The sequence below is a fragment of the Bifidobacterium crudilactis genome (genome assembly GCF_000738005.1).
GTDB classification, from domain to species: domain Bacteria; phylum Actinomycetota; class Actinomycetes; order Actinomycetales; family Bifidobacteriaceae; genus Bombiscardovia; species Bombiscardovia crudilactis.
The window spans coordinates 976,498-991,081 of the sequence record NZ_JHAL01000002.1 but is presented as its reverse complement, the minus strand read 5'-3'; the positions used below and the strand labels follow the sequence as shown (position 1 = coordinate 991,081).

Annotated in this window: 12 protein-coding genes and 1 riboswitch; of the genes, 8 read left to right on the top strand and 4 right to left on the bottom strand. The window is 57.6% G+C overall.

The genetic code is table 11. The features are described 5' to 3' along the window. Window positions 1–384: 384 nt before the first annotated feature. Window positions 385–1,776 carry an NAD-dependent succinate-semialdehyde dehydrogenase gene (locus tag DB51_RS06405; RefSeq protein WP_034252647.1) on the bottom strand — a complete coding sequence of 464 codons (1,392 nt, stop codon included), beginning with the start codon at window positions 1,774–1,776 and terminating at the stop codon, window positions 385–387. Window positions 1,777–2,142: 366 nt separating this feature from the next. On the opposite strand from DB51_RS06405, the gene DB51_RS06400 reads away from it, so the two are divergent. The 4 genes from DB51_RS06400 to DB51_RS06385 all read left to right on the top strand — a co-directional run bounded on the left by DB51_RS06400 (window position 2,143) and on the right by DB51_RS06385 (window position 6,396). Beyond that, the gene (locus DB51_RS06400; protein WP_034254043.1) at window positions 2,143–3,084 is read left to right on the top strand and encodes a LysR family transcriptional regulator; all 942 of its coding nucleotides are present in this window, start codon (window positions 2,143–2,145) and stop codon (window positions 3,082–3,084) included. Between the two features lie 122 nt (window positions 3,085–3,206). Then, window positions 3,207–4,469, top strand: a complete 1,263-nt coding sequence (locus DB51_RS06395; RefSeq protein WP_084674715.1) for a MalY/PatB family protein — start codon at window positions 3,207–3,209, stop codon at window positions 4,467–4,469. Between the two features lie 151 nt (window positions 4,470–4,620). Next, on the top strand, window positions 4,621–5,175 hold the full coding sequence (locus DB51_RS06390) for a glutathione peroxidase (RefSeq protein ID WP_084674603.1): 555 nt from the start codon (window positions 4,621–4,623) through the stop codon (window positions 5,173–5,175). A 186-nt stretch (window positions 5,176–5,361) separates the two neighbouring features. Next, window positions 5,362–6,396 (top strand): bile acid:sodium symporter family protein, encoded by a 1,035-nt coding sequence (locus DB51_RS06385; protein ID WP_034252645.1) that lies wholly within the window; start codon window positions 5,362–5,364, stop codon window positions 6,394–6,396. A gap of 170 nt (window positions 6,397–6,566) precedes the next feature. Here the strand turns inward: DB51_RS06385 and DB51_RS06380 are convergent, their stop codons facing one another. From DB51_RS06380 to DB51_RS06370, 3 genes are all read right to left on the bottom strand, one after another. Next, window positions 6,567–6,941: a fluoride efflux transporter FluC gene (locus DB51_RS06380; RefSeq protein ID WP_034252643.1), complete on the bottom strand. Its 375-nt coding sequence runs from the start codon at window positions 6,939–6,941 to the stop codon at window positions 6,567–6,569. Beyond that, complete coding sequence (locus DB51_RS06375; RefSeq protein WP_162174628.1) at window positions 6,938–7,453, bottom strand: FluC/FEX family fluoride channel; 516 nt, start codon at window positions 7,451–7,453, stop codon at window positions 6,938–6,940. The genes DB51_RS06380 and DB51_RS06375 overlap by 4 nt, the downstream gene beginning before the upstream one ends. Window positions 7,454–7,566: 113 nt before the next feature. Then, window positions 7,567–7,638: riboswitch (Fluoride riboswitch) on the bottom strand. A gap of 73 nt (window positions 7,639–7,711) precedes the next feature. Next, window positions 7,712–8,728 carry a YdcF family protein gene (locus tag DB51_RS06370; RefSeq protein ID WP_202961996.1) on the bottom strand — a complete coding sequence of 339 codons (1,017 nt, stop codon included), beginning with the start codon at window positions 8,726–8,728 and terminating at the stop codon, window positions 7,712–7,714. 182 nt (window positions 8,729–8,910) lie between these two features. Here DB51_RS06370 and DB51_RS06365 point away from each other — a divergent pair, with 182 nt between their 5' ends. From DB51_RS06365 to pth, 4 genes are all read left to right on the top strand, one after another. Further along, window positions 8,911–9,522: an NAD(P)H-dependent oxidoreductase gene (locus tag DB51_RS06365; protein WP_034252641.1), complete on the top strand. Its 612-nt coding sequence runs from the start codon at window positions 8,911–8,913 to the stop codon at window positions 9,520–9,522. Window positions 9,523–9,802: 280 nt separating this feature from the next. Further along, window positions 9,803–12,994: a UPF0182 family membrane protein gene (locus DB51_RS06360; RefSeq protein WP_034252639.1), complete on the top strand. Its 3,192-nt coding sequence runs from the start codon at window positions 9,803–9,805 to the stop codon at window positions 12,992–12,994. Window positions 12,995–13,087: 93 nt separating this feature from the next. Further along, the gene (locus DB51_RS06355) at window positions 13,088–13,642 is read left to right on the top strand and encodes a GNAT family N-acetyltransferase (RefSeq protein ID WP_238548318.1); all 555 of its coding nucleotides are present in this window, start codon (window positions 13,088–13,090) and stop codon (window positions 13,640–13,642) included. 275 nt (window positions 13,643–13,917) lie between these two features. Next, on the top strand, window positions 13,918–14,517 hold the full coding sequence (gene pth / locus DB51_RS06350) for an aminoacyl-tRNA hydrolase (protein WP_034254026.1): 600 nt from the start codon (window positions 13,918–13,920) through the stop codon (window positions 14,515–14,517). Window positions 14,518–14,584 lie beyond the last annotated feature (67 nt).

The window sequence follows — 14,584 nt, the reverse complement described above, 5'->3', positions numbered from 1 at the left end:
GGTCGTCATTTTCAAACGGTGCTTGTGGACGAAGACGTCAAAGCATACCAAAGCCACGAGCGGCGGCCAGATCTCTTGGCCGGCTATAGGTTGGAAATTGACCATGAGGAGCCTACAGCCGAGGCTCCTCGCAAACCGGACCACTATCGGTTGAGTGGCTCCGGAAATATCAGGATGCTGCCGACGCTATTGAAAACGTATCCTTCTGTGCGAGCTGTCCCGATTTCACACATGGGGTCCCAGACGGTTTGCGGACAACCGGTCGATTGTGGTCCTTGAATACCTGTTTCCAGTTCGGTGGCTTCGATTGGCCCGGCTCGCCCTTCCTCGAAGTGGGCTCAACCGGGCCAATCTGCAGATAATATGCGAGTCGAATGGCCTGCCTCAGAACGCGTCGTCGATGTCGGGTTCGGCGATGACCTTGATGTTCACGAATTCGTGGATGCCGAGGTCGATGAGTTCATGACCATACCCGGAACGGTTCACGCCGCCGAAGGGGATGTCGGCTTTGACGCCGGTCGGATGGTTGATGAACACCATGCCTGTGTTGATGCGACCCGCGGCTTTCCAGGCGCGTGCCGAGTCGGAGCTGAACACCGAGCCCCCCAGTCCGAAGGGTGTGCCGTTGGCCACTTTCAGGGCCTCCTCCTCATCGGCCACACGGTACAACTGGGTCACAGGGCCGAACATCTCAGTCGTATACGCCGGATTGTCCACGGTGATGTCGGTGAGGATAGTCGGCTGATAGAACGCACCGTGTTCCGGAACCGCTTCGCCCAGGGTCTCCGCATGTGCACCGGCCTTGACGGCTTCATCGACCTGTGCGCGCAGAATGTTGACGGCAGACTTGCTCGACAGCGGAGCAAGGGTGGTTTCAGGGTCGGTGGGATCTCCGGCTTTGAGGGCGGCGACGCCCGAGCGGTATGCTTCGAGGAATTCGTCGTAGACCGCATCCACCACTATCAGACGCTTGGACGATACGCAGACCTGGCCGCCGTTCCAGTGGCGGCCGGTCACCGCCCACTGGGCTGCTTTCCTGACATCGGCGTCCTCAAGCACGATGAAGGGGTCCGAGCCGCCGAGTTCAAGCGTGCTTTTCTTGAGATACTTGCCCGCCAGCGAGGCCACGGCCGACCCGGCGCCTTCGCTGCCGGTGAGTGCGACGCCTTTGACCCGTGGATCGGAGAGAATCAGTTCGTTCTGGTCGTGCGAGGCGAAGAGATTGGTGAACACGCCTTCAGGCAGTCCGGCCTCCTTGAAGAGCTTCTCGAATGCCAAGGCGGATTGCGGCACATTCGAGGCGTGCTTGAGCAGCAGGGTGTTGCCTGCCATCAGCTGGGGAGCTCCGACACGGACGATTTGGTAATACGGGAAGTTCCAAGGTTCGACCAGGTACAGCACGCCGAGAGGTTCATAGACCAGTTTGGCATGCCCCTCCTCGTAGTCGGCGCTCGGCAGTGTTCGTGGTTGAAGCTGCTGTTCGGCATGTTCGACGTAGTAGTCGATGATCTGAGCGCTGAGTTCCACTTCGGCTTCGGCTTCGGTGAGCAGTTTGCCCATTTCCAGGGTGAGAATCTTGGCGAATTCGGTGTGTCGCTCCCGAAGAATCTCCGCAACCCTGGCGAGGATGCCTGCTCGTTGTTCGAAGCTGGTGTCCTTCCAGGAGGTGAATGCTTCATCGGCTTTGGCTATGGCCGCTCGGACGTCTTCATCGCTTGCGGTGGGGAAACTGGCGACGCGTTCCTCGGTGTATGGATTGGTGGTGGCATATGCCATGATCTGCCTCTTCCTTGAGTCTGAACGAAGGTTTGGGCATGGTCGTTCATGCAACCGTAGACAACACGAATCCCCGTAACCCAACTTGCATTCATTATCTATCGTCGTCGAGTCTGCGCAAGACTTGGCGACGTTATGGAAGGCGGAATTCGCGACAGGCGGATTTTCGAGATGGGCAGTGGTTGACGCCGAAGGCTTCGACATGTCCGATTGCACCGGTCGGTGTGAGGAGGTATTCAGGTTGCATGGTGAGGATAGGCTTGAAGTTGCTAAGTCGGAGTCGAAAGACATGGTCGATGTATCGGTGATACACGGATGCTTCGTGAAGGTATGGCACGCTTCGGCGCGGTTGGAAAGGGGACGGGAATGCAGAATTTGAATCCGCAGATGTTGGTCACCTTATGGAATATCGAGCGATACGGCTCGCTTTCCGCCGCTGCGCGGGCGACAGGATGGTCCCAGGCCGCCATCAGCCAACAGTTGAAACGTCTGGAACAGCAATGCGGTTGCATGTTGGTCGAACGCAACGCCCACGGTGTCAGCCTCACCGCTCCTGGACTGACATTGGCCCGTCATGGTGAGTTGATTGCCAACCGCGTGACGCAGGCCGAAGGCGACTTGGAGGAATACCGTCTGCATGGTTCTTCCCATCTGCGGATATTGGCTCCTCCTTCCATATGCTCGACCCTGCTGGCACGGACCTTGGTGAATCTCAGTCAGCAAACCGATATCGACGTCAGTCTGGTGCAGATGGAACCTCCCGAAGCCATACGGCTGATGGAACGCGGGCAGGCGGATGCGGCCATCATCTTCAGATACGGCAGCATCCCTAATTTCCTGCATATCGGCGAGGACCTGCGCGTGGAGTACTTCGGGGAGGACCCTCTGCGTCTGCTCGTCCCTAAATCCGGTGAAGTCGCGGAACGCTACGAGCAGGACGGCATGCCGGTTGACCTGGCATTGCTGCATGACGAATCATGGATCGCGGGTTGCGAAACATGCCAGGCGAATCTGGTGAGCATCGCTCATAAGGCGGATTTCGAACCGAATATCACTCATTCCACCGATGATTACGTGGTCACGCAAAACCTCGTGGAGATGGGTCTGGGTATTTCCATCGTGCCGGAACTTTCCACGCTGTCGTTCCTGCGTGATGACGTCATCGCCTGTCCCATCAAGGACGCACATGCCGTCAGAAGCGTGGGGATGCTGACCCGCGCCGGCGATACACGTGAATCCATCGGCGAGCTCAGCGATGCCATCAAGAAGGTCGCCGGGCGCTATCTGCGTCCCGTGCAGGATGCCTAGGCGTGTGCGCTCCCGTATTCCTCAGCGAGCGCCCCACCGTCATAAGCAAAACGACCAACGCTCTCACCAAACGGGGGAGCGTCGAGGGTGCACTCCGGGGAGTCATCGGAAACAATGAACGTATGCATGGATTACTGGACAGCACAGCGACTGAAACCGAAAGCACCCGCACACTGCAGGATGATGCATCCACGGAATGTCTCGGGAAACATCTTTTCGATGCCACCGCCATCGACGGTGAAACGCCGAACGACCTGGCGAAGATAGGCAGTGATAAATGGACCAGGTACCCGAATTGCATCGGAGCGTTCATCGCCGAAATGGATTTCGGCCTGGCGCCATGCATCCAGGAGGCCATGATCGGTGCGGTGCAGCGCTGTTCGCTCGGCTATATTCCGGACCCGTTGAAACGACAGGTGGCTGAGGCTTGCGCACATTGGCAGCAGCGGCGTTTCGGATGGAATGTCGACCCGGATTGCATCAGGCCGGTGCCCGATGTGATGGAGGCCTATGAGATTTTCCTCCGCGAATTCGTGGGAGCGGGAAACGCCATTATCGTTCCCACCCCCGCGTACATGCCTTTCCTGAGTGTTCCCCGGCTGTACGGAGTGGAGGTTATCGAAATTCCCATGCTGCAACGCAAGGGAGGCTGGGAATTCGATTTCACTGCCATCGAAGACGCATTCCGCCAGGGATGCAAGGCCTTCGTGCTCTGCAATCCCCACAACCCTATCGGTAAGGTGCTCACCCGCGAAGAGATGCTCACGCTTTCTGCACTGGCCGAACGCTTCGACGTCCGCGTGTTCTCCGACGAGATTCACGCATCCTTCGTTTTTGATGACGCCGTGCACACGCCTTTCGCCTCGATCAACGAGACCACGGCAAGGCAGGCCGTCACGGCGACATCCGTGTCCAAGGCCTTCAACGTCCCGGGAACCAAATGTGCCCAGGTGATTCTGACGAATCCTGACGATTACGCCCTGTGGATGCGCAAGGCTGAATGGTCGGAACACCAGACGGCAACCATTGGTGCGGTGGCCACCATCGCGGCATATGAGCACGGCGGAGAATGGTTTGACGAGATGTTTCCATACGTGTTGCGCAATAGGGATTATGTCGATGAGCAGATGCGCACCAGATTCGCGACTGTGGGTTATGTGCGGCCTCAGGGCACCTATATCGCGTGGCTCGATTTTCTTCCTCTGGGCCTGCACGATCCTGCGGCCTTCTTCCTCGATAAGGCGAAGGTCGCCTTGACTGACGGGGAGGCCTGCGGGCGAATCGGACAGGGGTGTGTGCGCATGAATTTCGCCATGCCCTACCCGCTGTTGCAGGAATGCTTCGACCGGATGCACCGTGCTTTGCTTTCGGCCGGCATCGTCTGAATAGCTGACGGCGGAGGCTCACTTTTCTGATGAGAGACCGTGAGCTGCGCCCGTGATTACGTTCATGGTGAATCGCCGTGGCCGAAGGCGCGATGCTCTGTAGCCTGATTCTCAGGAAGCGGTACACCACCAAGGATGCGAAGGCGCGATTATGAGCGAATCAGTTACCGATGCGAAGACGGACGACGCGGTTGCAGGCACGCCGAGGGAAGGTACTCGGCCAAGGGATGACTCCGCGTTGTACGGCTTCAGCGTGAAAACCATCAAGGGCGAGCAGCAGAGCCTTGCCGATTACCGAGGACAGGTGCTGCTTATCGTGAACACCGCCACGGAGTGCGGCTTTACGCCGCAATACGATGGCTTGGAAGCGCTGTACGGCAAATTCCATGACCGTGGCTTCGAGATTCTGGACTTCCCATGCAATCAGTTCGCCGGTCAGGCACCTGGAAGCGACGAGGAGCTGGGAAGCTTCTGCAAGCTGCGTTTCGGCACCACTTTCACGACATTCGCGCGCATCGACGTCAACGGTGAGCACGCCGACCCCCTGTATAACTGGCTCAAAGAGCAGAAATCAGGTATCGCTGGTGGACGCATCAAATGGAATTTCACCAAATTCCTCATCGACCGCGAGGGCCGTGTGGTGAAACGCTATGCACCGTCGACCACTCCGGAGGCGATAGAAGGGGATATCGCCGCGCTGGTCTGAGTCATTCACCTCCTCGGTTCTGCCATTGCTGTGCCGCGTAACCGGAGATTCCGGCGCAGCGTTGTCCTATGGCCAGTGCAGGATGCGGCATCTCGACATTGCCTGCCGATGCTCACATAGTGGTCTGAGCTACCCGACACCTCTTCCATGCCCGCTACATTGCGGGATTGGAAGGGGATGGGATAAATGTCTCGTATCGTGCAGTTCGGCACATGGCTTACTCGTTGGTTTACGGTTGTTGTGGTGGTCTGGGCCATTATTAACTTCTTTCTGCCGCAGACCAGCATGTGGGCGAAAAGCTATACCAATTATTTTCTGAGCATCATTCTCTTCGGCATGGGCATGACTCTGAGCATCGACGATTTCAAGCGCATCGTGAAGATGCCGCTCATGGTCATCGTCGGGACCATCGCCCACTATGTCATCATGCCGCTGCTGGCAGTGGCGCTGTGCAAGATTTTCCAGCTTGACGGCATGATAGCCGTCGGTGTCATCCTCGTGGGATGCTGCCCTTCGGGGACCTCGTCCAATGTCATGTCCTTCCTGTCGCGAGGCGACGTGGCTCTGGACGTGTCGATAGGTCTGCTCTCGACCTTGTGTGCGCCTATCATGGTGCCTCTGCTGATGAGTGGACTGGCCAGCCAGTATGTGCAGATTCCCGTCACCAAGCTGTTCCTGACTGCTCTCGAAGTGGTGCTGATTCCTGTGGCCCTGGGTGTGGCGGTTCATGCGATATTCGGCAAGAAGGTCCAGAAGGTCACGGTCGCTCTTCCTGCGATATCGCAGATAGCGATACTCGTCATCATCGGAGTGGTGGTCTCCGTCAACAATGCCAAACTCTTCACCGTCGAGACGGCCATGGTGCTTCCTGTGGTGATGCTGCATAACCTTTGCGGTTACGGACTCGGCTATCTGTTCAGCCGCCTGATGTTCAAGGTGTACCCCCAGGGTTTCAAATACGCCCAGCAGAAGGCCATCACCTTCGAGGTCGGCATGCAGGATTCGGCGCTCGGAGCCACTCTGGCGCTCCAGGCCTTCGCCGCGAACCCCGTGGTGGCGATTCCTTCGACCTTCTTCAGTGTGTGGCACAACATCTCAGGGTCGGTGCTGTCGTCCTGGTGGCGTCGGCATGACGATGCCTACGATATCGCCGCCGATTCTCAGCACGGCGAGCACCGCAGTGCCAATCGCGAGGGCCTCAAGGAAGCCGCGCAGGTCTAGATTCCGCACCGAGCCGTATCCACCGCTCGCATCGGATGATGCATCCGATGGTGTAGGGATTATTGCCATGCCATGGAGTGCTGCCGCATCAAGGCCTTGCCGTTCCAGCCCTGATACGGCGACTGGAATGGCAAGGCTATGAAATCCCTACACAACGCCGTATTCGTGCCTCATCGTGCGATGAAATATCCCAAAGAGACCGTCGCCACCGGTGCAATCATGGTCGCGAAGGCATAGAAGGACGCGGCCGCGATTTTTTTCTGTCTGGACAATGACACCATTTCGTTGATTGCCGTCGAGAAGGTGGAAAAACCGCCGAGCAGACCCGTCGCCAGCAGCAGATGCACAGGTGACGAGACGGTCTGCGAGGCATAGAGTGCTGCGACAATGCCCGTTGCCAGGCCTGCAGTGATGTTGATGCTGAAGGTCGCGACCGGGAATACGGTCATCCACCGTGATTTGATGACACCGTCGACGAGATAGCGAAATACCGAACCGATGCCGCCGCAGGCGCAGACGGCTAAGGCGAGCGCGATATCGTTCATCGTTGCGCCCCCTGCGGTTCGTCGGATGTCGAAGATGCCGAAAGTTCGGGATTGTTCCGGTGATCCACAAGCCAGTTGCCCATCCTGACACCGAGTAGTGCGACGATGAAACCACCTGCGAATGTCAGTATGAGATACACCATGCCGCCGAGCACATTGTTGCCCTGCGATGAGGTGAAGACCTCCAGAGCAAGCGCGGAGAGCGTGGAGAGCCCACCGCAGACTCCCATGCCGAAGCCTCTGCTGATGAGTTCGCGGCGTTTGGCATGAATCCAAGGTGCCTGTGCAAGATAGGTCACCAGCCCCGCATAGCAGCAGGAGGCAATCATATTGACGAGGAATGTGCCGAGGTGAAAACTGCCCACCCCGTGTGCGTCCTGACTGCCGATAACAGGCAGGAATGACATCGCATACCGCAATCCGGTGCCGAGCGCACCGCCGACGAAGACCACCACGCAGACCGTGGCATTCGCAAAGGGATAGGGTTTGGCGGTATCCGTTGATTGGGACATGACAATCCTTTCGTATGGACGAGCAGCGATGCGAAGAACCATATGACCTGTGGGTCGATACGGCGCATCCATCCAGGCATGCCCGTCGGTGCAGGGAACAGGCCCTTGCATCCAGACGAATAGGAACTATCAGCAGTACGCGGTTCGGAGGGAAGCTCCAGGCGAGTTCCATCGCCACGAATGATGGTACACCTTGTGTGGGGCGAGAGACGGTATCGTTTTACAACTCCGACGTACCCGGAGTTCAGGCGGATGAGCTCAGTGCACGAAGACCCGTATCAGCTCCACAGCCACCGAAAGAAGCCAGAATCCTGCTATGACCAGATACGGCCACTTGTGGGCCACAGAGATTGCGATGAATTCCCTGATGAAAGCCGTTGGCCAGTAGTAACCCTTGGTATGGCTTCCCACGCCGTCCGCGGATACCCCAACCTTGTGGGCATACTCCGCCGCGCGGAACACATGGTAGTCACTGGTGACCAGAGCGCAACGGTAGCGTGCGCCCCCCGAATGCGCGTCCATAATCTGTTTGGAAAATCTGAGATTCTCAAGGGTCGTGGTGGATTTGTCCTCGTTGAGCACCGACGATTCGGGAACCTGCCGTTCGTTCACCAGATATGCTTTCATCGCCGCTGCTTCCGAAACCTCCTCATCCGCGCCTTGCCCTCCCGAGACGATGAGCAGCGGACGTCTGCCTTGTCTGTTCCACAACCGCAACGCCGTTTCCAGCCTGCCACGCAGCAGAGGCGTCGGCTTGGTGCCGTCCAGTCCGGCGCCGTGAACGATGATGTAGTCGTAGTGCCTTTTCCGGGGCAGCAGACGGTAGAACCAGGAATAGACCAACAGCGCCACGAAAGAGAAGAAGAACCAGAGGCCTTCGAACACGATCAACGATGCGATGCCGTTCAGCCAGGCCGGGGCGTGCAGGAGTGACAACAGGGGGACCATGGCCAGATACATCACGATGACTACGGCAAGAACCGCCGGAAGTGCTGTCGACATCGACAGCCCCTCATGCCGTATGACCAATACCGAATTCCATATCAGGAACAGCACCACCACAACAGGGCATGCCACAACGGCCAGCAAAACCGGAAGCACCATCCATTCCTGCCCGAAACCGAACAGCAGGCATGTGGCCAGCAGAATCAGAAATATCGTCAGGTATATTGCATTGCGAAACTGTCGGGGCTCTCTCAGATAGGAGAAGAGAAACAGTAGACCGAAGAACGCCACCGGTCCGTAGATGAGTATCTGCCCAAACAAGATTTCCATGCAACTCCGCTTTCTCTCCGCGCTCGCGGCCATGAACCGAAGCACACTAGAGATTCTACATAACAAGTCCTGTCGGCAATGGACTGGATACTGGTTCCAACGCTTGCTGTGGAGGTTGATTCCGGTGCCTTCCATCAGGCAGCGTGATATGTGTGCCAGTGCGACATGTCGGAAGGATTATCATGAAGGTTCTTGTCATTACCAGCAATCCGGAGGTCGACAGCCTCACCAATGCAGTGGCCGAGTCATTCATGGCGGGCGCGATTGCAGGCGGTGTCGAAACCGAGTTGCTCGATCTGTACGCCGAGGGCTTCAACCCTGTGTATTCATCTGAGGACCGCGCTCATTATCTTGGTCAGGCGCCGGTTCCTCGGGATGTGTCGGTATTGCAGGATCGTCTTGTCTCCGCTGATGTGATAGCTCTGGTGTTTCCCATCTACTGGTATACGATGCCCGCGATGATGAAGGGATTCTTCGATCGCGTGATATGCCGAGGATTCGCCTACGGGAAAGACGGTTTACCGGGTGCGCTGGCGGGCAAGAAAGTCAGGATATTCGCACTGAGCGGAGGTACGGAGGACTGGTATAAGACCAGCGGCATGGACAAGGCGCTGCAACTGCAGATCTGCGACCGGACCTTCAGGCATTACTGCGGCGTTGATGACGTGGTCATGGAGTATGTCGACGGGCTGACCATGGGGGACGACGGTCCAGAGGCGCGTAACGAAGCCGCCGCGAAGCTCATGCGTGTCGCGCGGATGGGTGAGGCGATGGCGGCAAATCAGGACCGCTAACCTCGTCGAAACATGGCTCGCTTAACCTGTCCGCAAGTCTTTCGCCGATATGCATGGCAACGCCCATCTCGGCGAAAGGCACCACAGACACGGCAGAGTCATAGAGACCGACGACCGGTACATACGACCGGTACATACAATCAGGGCGGTGCGTCTTGGAGCCACAACCAGCGACATCACAACACGCTTCTGAATCGAACCATGTCACAGACAAGGCTTGCAGCATACGGTGGCGTGAATGAGCTGAATAAACGCTGAATTCGTCATGTAGGCTTGATGCATGTCCTTTTTTGATAGCTTCGCAGGTATGTTCGGTCCAGGAAAGAACCCCAATCGGCAGCGTGACGACGATGATCCCATCATCCTCGACGTTCGGACGGATGGTGAGGCTCCCGACGACGAACCACGTGCCGACAAGGGCTCCTCAGGCCGGCAACCGCCATCGAAACGCCTCAAGGGTGCTGCTGGACGGCACTTTTCATGGGGCCGGGCGCTGGGCCTGCTGGTCGTGGTGCTCATTGTCATAGCGACGCTATTCGTGCTGCTCGCACGATTCGCCACCGATGTCATGTGGTACTCGCAGCTTGGATTCGCGAGTGTGATCTGGACGCAGCTCGGCGTCAAGGTCGGCTTGTGGATTGCATACGCTCTGATGATGGCCGCGGTAACGTACGTGTCGGCGACCTTGGCGATACGCGCGCGGCCCGATGCCTCGGACGGTTCCAAGATTCGTGTGCGGGGTGATGTCATAGAGATCGGCAAAGGCGTCAGCTCGCGCTTTGCAAGGCGCATCGCCGTCGTGGTGTCGCTGATTGTCGGACTGCTGTTTGGGTCCCAGTTCAATACCGAGTGGTCACAGATTCTTCTGATGTTCAACGGACAGTCATTCGGCGTCAAGGACCCGCAATTCGGCATCGACAACGGCTTCTACGTCTTCGTTCTCCCCGGTCTGCAGCTGCTCGTCCGCGCTCTGCTCGTACTGTTGTTGGCGGCATTGGTGTTCTCGTTGGTGACGCATGTGCTGATGGGAGCCGTACGTCTGACGATGCCTGTGCAAGGACGCGGCATCGTCAACATGACGAAGCGTTCGCGCAGACAGCTCGGCATATGGCTGATGCTGACCATGATGGTCTGGGCCGTCAGCAGGCTCCTGGGTGTTTTCGACCTGCTCTTCGAGCAGGGTGACCGTATCACCGGAGCCTCATATACTTCGGTTCACGCCACTGTACCCGTGTCCATCGTGTTGGCGGTGCTGATCGCCGTGCTCGGCATCGTGCTCGGCATATGGATTATGAAGGCGAAGGGGCTCGGGGAATCTTCTCAGCCCGCCTCATCGGCGATGGCCGCATTCAGACAGTGGCGGACGCCGGTGGTCGCGATTTCCGTCGTACTCGTCGTGGCCATCGCGTTGAGCGGCGTCTGGCCGATGCTGCTTCAGCGTTTCAAGGTCAACCCGAATGCACAGGAACTCGAATCCACGTATATTCAACGTAATATCGATGCGACTAAGTCGGCCTACGGCCTGAGCGCTTTGAAAAGCGACTCCTATCAGGCGACCACCACAGGTGAATCCGGAGCGTTGGCCCAGGATGCGGAGACGACGGCGCAGATTCGTCTGCTCGACCCTCAGGTGGTTTCCCCCACATTCCGTCAGCTGCAGCAGTCGAAGCAGTACTACAACTTCGAAGATACGCTTGCCGTGGATAAATACGACATCGACGGCACCAGCCAGGACACGGTGATCGGAGCGCGCGAGCTGAACCTCGCAGGAAACGACAACCGCAACTGGGTGAACGACCATACGGTGTATACGCATGGCTACGGCGTCGTCGCCGCATACGGCAATAAGGTCACGGCCGACGGCCAGCCCGAGTTCTTTGAACAGGGAATACCCACGCAAGGCAAACTCACGGATTCGGAACATTACGAACCGCGTATCTACTTCTCACCGAACGCGCCCGAGTACTCCATCGTGGGCGCCTCGAAGGGCACGAAGGCATGGGAGTTCGATTATCCCACCGGGTCGGAGGGCGCGACCAATACCTTCAGCGGCAACGGTGGACCGAGTGTGGGCAATCTAGCCTCACGCTTGATGTATGCGATTCGTTTCAATTCCGACCAGATTCTCTTCTCGGACCGAGTGACCGCCGATTCTCAGATTCTCTATGACAGGAGCCCGAAGGAGCGCGTGGCGAAGGTTGCGCCGTATCTGACCCTCGATGGTCGCGTATATCCTGCTGTGGTGAACGGTCGGGTGAAATGGATAGTCGACGGGTATACGACCTCCTCGAACTACCCATACTCGCAGACGGTTGACCTTGGTTCCTCCACACAGGATTCCACGACCAAAACCTCTAACACGATTCAGAGCCTGGGTTCGCAGAATGTGAACTACATGCGGAACTCCGTCAAGGCCACCGTTGATGCCTACGACGGCTCGGTCGACCTGTATGCATGGGACCCGAGTGACCCCGTGCTCAAGGCGTGGCAGCAGGTGTTCCCTCAGCAGTACAAGCCGGTATCGCAGATTTCGGGTGATCTCATGAGCCATCTGCGCTATCCGGAAAGCATGTTCAAGGTGCAGAGGCAGCTGCTGGCGAAATACCATGTGTCGTCGGCCAGTCAGTTCTTCTCAGGTGAGGACTTCTGGCAAACGCCGATAGACCCGGTCGAGTCCAAGGAGAATCAGGCGGAAGGCGTGTTGCAGCCTCCCTACTATCTGACCATGCAGAACCAGGGAGCGGCCGAGCCTACGTTCTCCTTGACATCCAGCTATATCCCCGCAGGCAGCGTCACACGCGAGATTCTCACCGGTTTCCTTTCGGTGGACTCCGATGCCGGCAATACGACCGGCAAGATAGGGCCGAATTACGGCACCTTGAGATTGATGGAACTGCCCAAGAATTCGAATGTTCCGGGTCCCGGGCAGGCGCAGAACAATTTCAACGCCAACGCCGATGTATCCAAGGAACTCAATCTATTGGAATCCGGCAGCACGAACGTCAAAAGAGGTAATCTGCTCACGCTCCCCATAGGCGGGGGATTGGTCTACATCGAACCCGTGTATGTCGAATCCAGTGGGAAGACCAGTTTCCCCCTGTTGAAGAAGGTTTTGGTGGCGTTCGGCGATCAGGTCGGATTCGCGGATACGCTGGATCAGGCCTTGGATCAGGTCTTCGGGGGAGATTCGGGAGCCTCTGCCGGTGACGCCGCAAACTCGAGCGGAACGTCGACCACCCCTGGCACCTCATCGCAGGCAGATGCTTCGGCGAAGGATGGCGATTCCGGCAAGTCGAATGCTGCAGGCACGCAGCGCAGTGCGGAATTGCAGAAGGCCCTGGACGATGCGAATCAGGCGATCAAGGACTCCGATGCCGCGTTGCAGAAGGGCGATTTCAGCGCTTACGGCGAAGCTCAGCAGAGATTGAAGGAAGCGGTGAACAAAGCAGTGGAGGCACAGCAAGGTGAGTAATCACATGGGGATGCACAAGTGGAATGTGGCGGTTCTGGGGATGACCGCCCACTCAGTGCTCGTCACCCGAGTGTTCGTCCGGTGGGTGAAGGCTTGAAGAACTCGGAGGCGGGAACGTCGCACGAGCAGGCCCTGGGGTTGCCCGAGGAATACGGTGTCCGTCCGGCGATGGACGAGGATCTGCAGGCGATCACCGATATCTACAATCAGGCCGTGTCCTCCGGTGGCGCAAGCGCGGATACCGCGGTGCAGACAGTGGAGGAGCGGGCCGTATGGCTGCATTCGCATACTCCACGTAATCGATACCCTGTGATTGTCGTGCAGCAAGCCGGAACGGTCGCCGCCTTTGCTTCGATATCGCGCTTTCATCCGAGGCCGGGATACGATGCCAATGTCGAATTGAGTTATTACGTCGAGCTCGGGCACCGAGGTCACGGTCTCGGCACCTCCCTGGTGAAATGGGGCCTGCAGACCGCACGCGAATTGGGATACGCGTCGCTGAACACCGTGATATTCGCTGATAATGCGGGTTCGATGGCCTTGATGCGGCGTTTCGATTTCATCCAGTATGGCTTGCTGCCCCATGCAGCCGAGGATTCGCAGGGTGTCAGGCATGATGTCGCCTACTGGTATCATTCATTGTCCTGATTTCCCCGTGAAGAAGCAGATAACTGCACTAAAAGGACAGCAATACGGTAATAATTTCTCCGAAAAGCTGTCCTTTTAGCGCAGTTATCGTATCCGGCCCTTGATGTTCGTCGTCGACCCCATTGGTAGAATCTGTACGGCTTGGTGTTTACCCTTTCCCGGTTCCGCCATCGGATGGCGTTCCGGTAGAGAGACTGCATGACCATCGATAAGAGGGTGCGGCGGGGTGATCTTCAAACCGCACGAAAGGCTCGGCGTTGATAGAAGGCAAGGAAATGGCATCAGATTGTTGGCTCATCGTTGGATTGGGCAACCCCGGCAAACAGTACGAGGGAACCAGGCACAACATGGGGTTCATGTGCGCCGACGTGATTGCCCAGCGGTGGTCGGTATCCATGTCCGATCACAAAGGTCTGGCGAAACTCGGCAAAGGCTTGTTGGACCTTGATGGCAAACACCTTCGTTTCTTCCTCGCAAAGCCCTTGACCTTCATGAACGAATCGGGGAATGCCGTCGCCTCCATTACGGCCTATTACGATATCGACCCCCGTCACGTGGTGGTCATCCACGATGACATGGATCTCGAATACGGCAGAATCAAAGTGAAATCCGGTGGTTCCGCCGGCGGGCATAACGGCATCAAATCCATCGATAAATCCTTGGGCAGCAATGCCTATGGGCGCGTTCGCCTCGGAGTAGGCCACTCGGCCCGCCAAGGCGATGCTCATCGCAATACGGTGAACTGGGTGCTGGGGGGATTTTCGCGTGAACAGCAGGTCAAGCTGCCCGAGTTTCTGGCGGACGGGGCGGATGCCGCAGAAACCTTGATCGTCAGGGGTCTGGCGGCGGCACAGGAGAGCTTCAATGGCAGATAGCGCAACCGCAATCAGAGGCATCGGCCCGGAGGGGCATCATTCGATAGCTAAGCGTGGGGCTGACGCG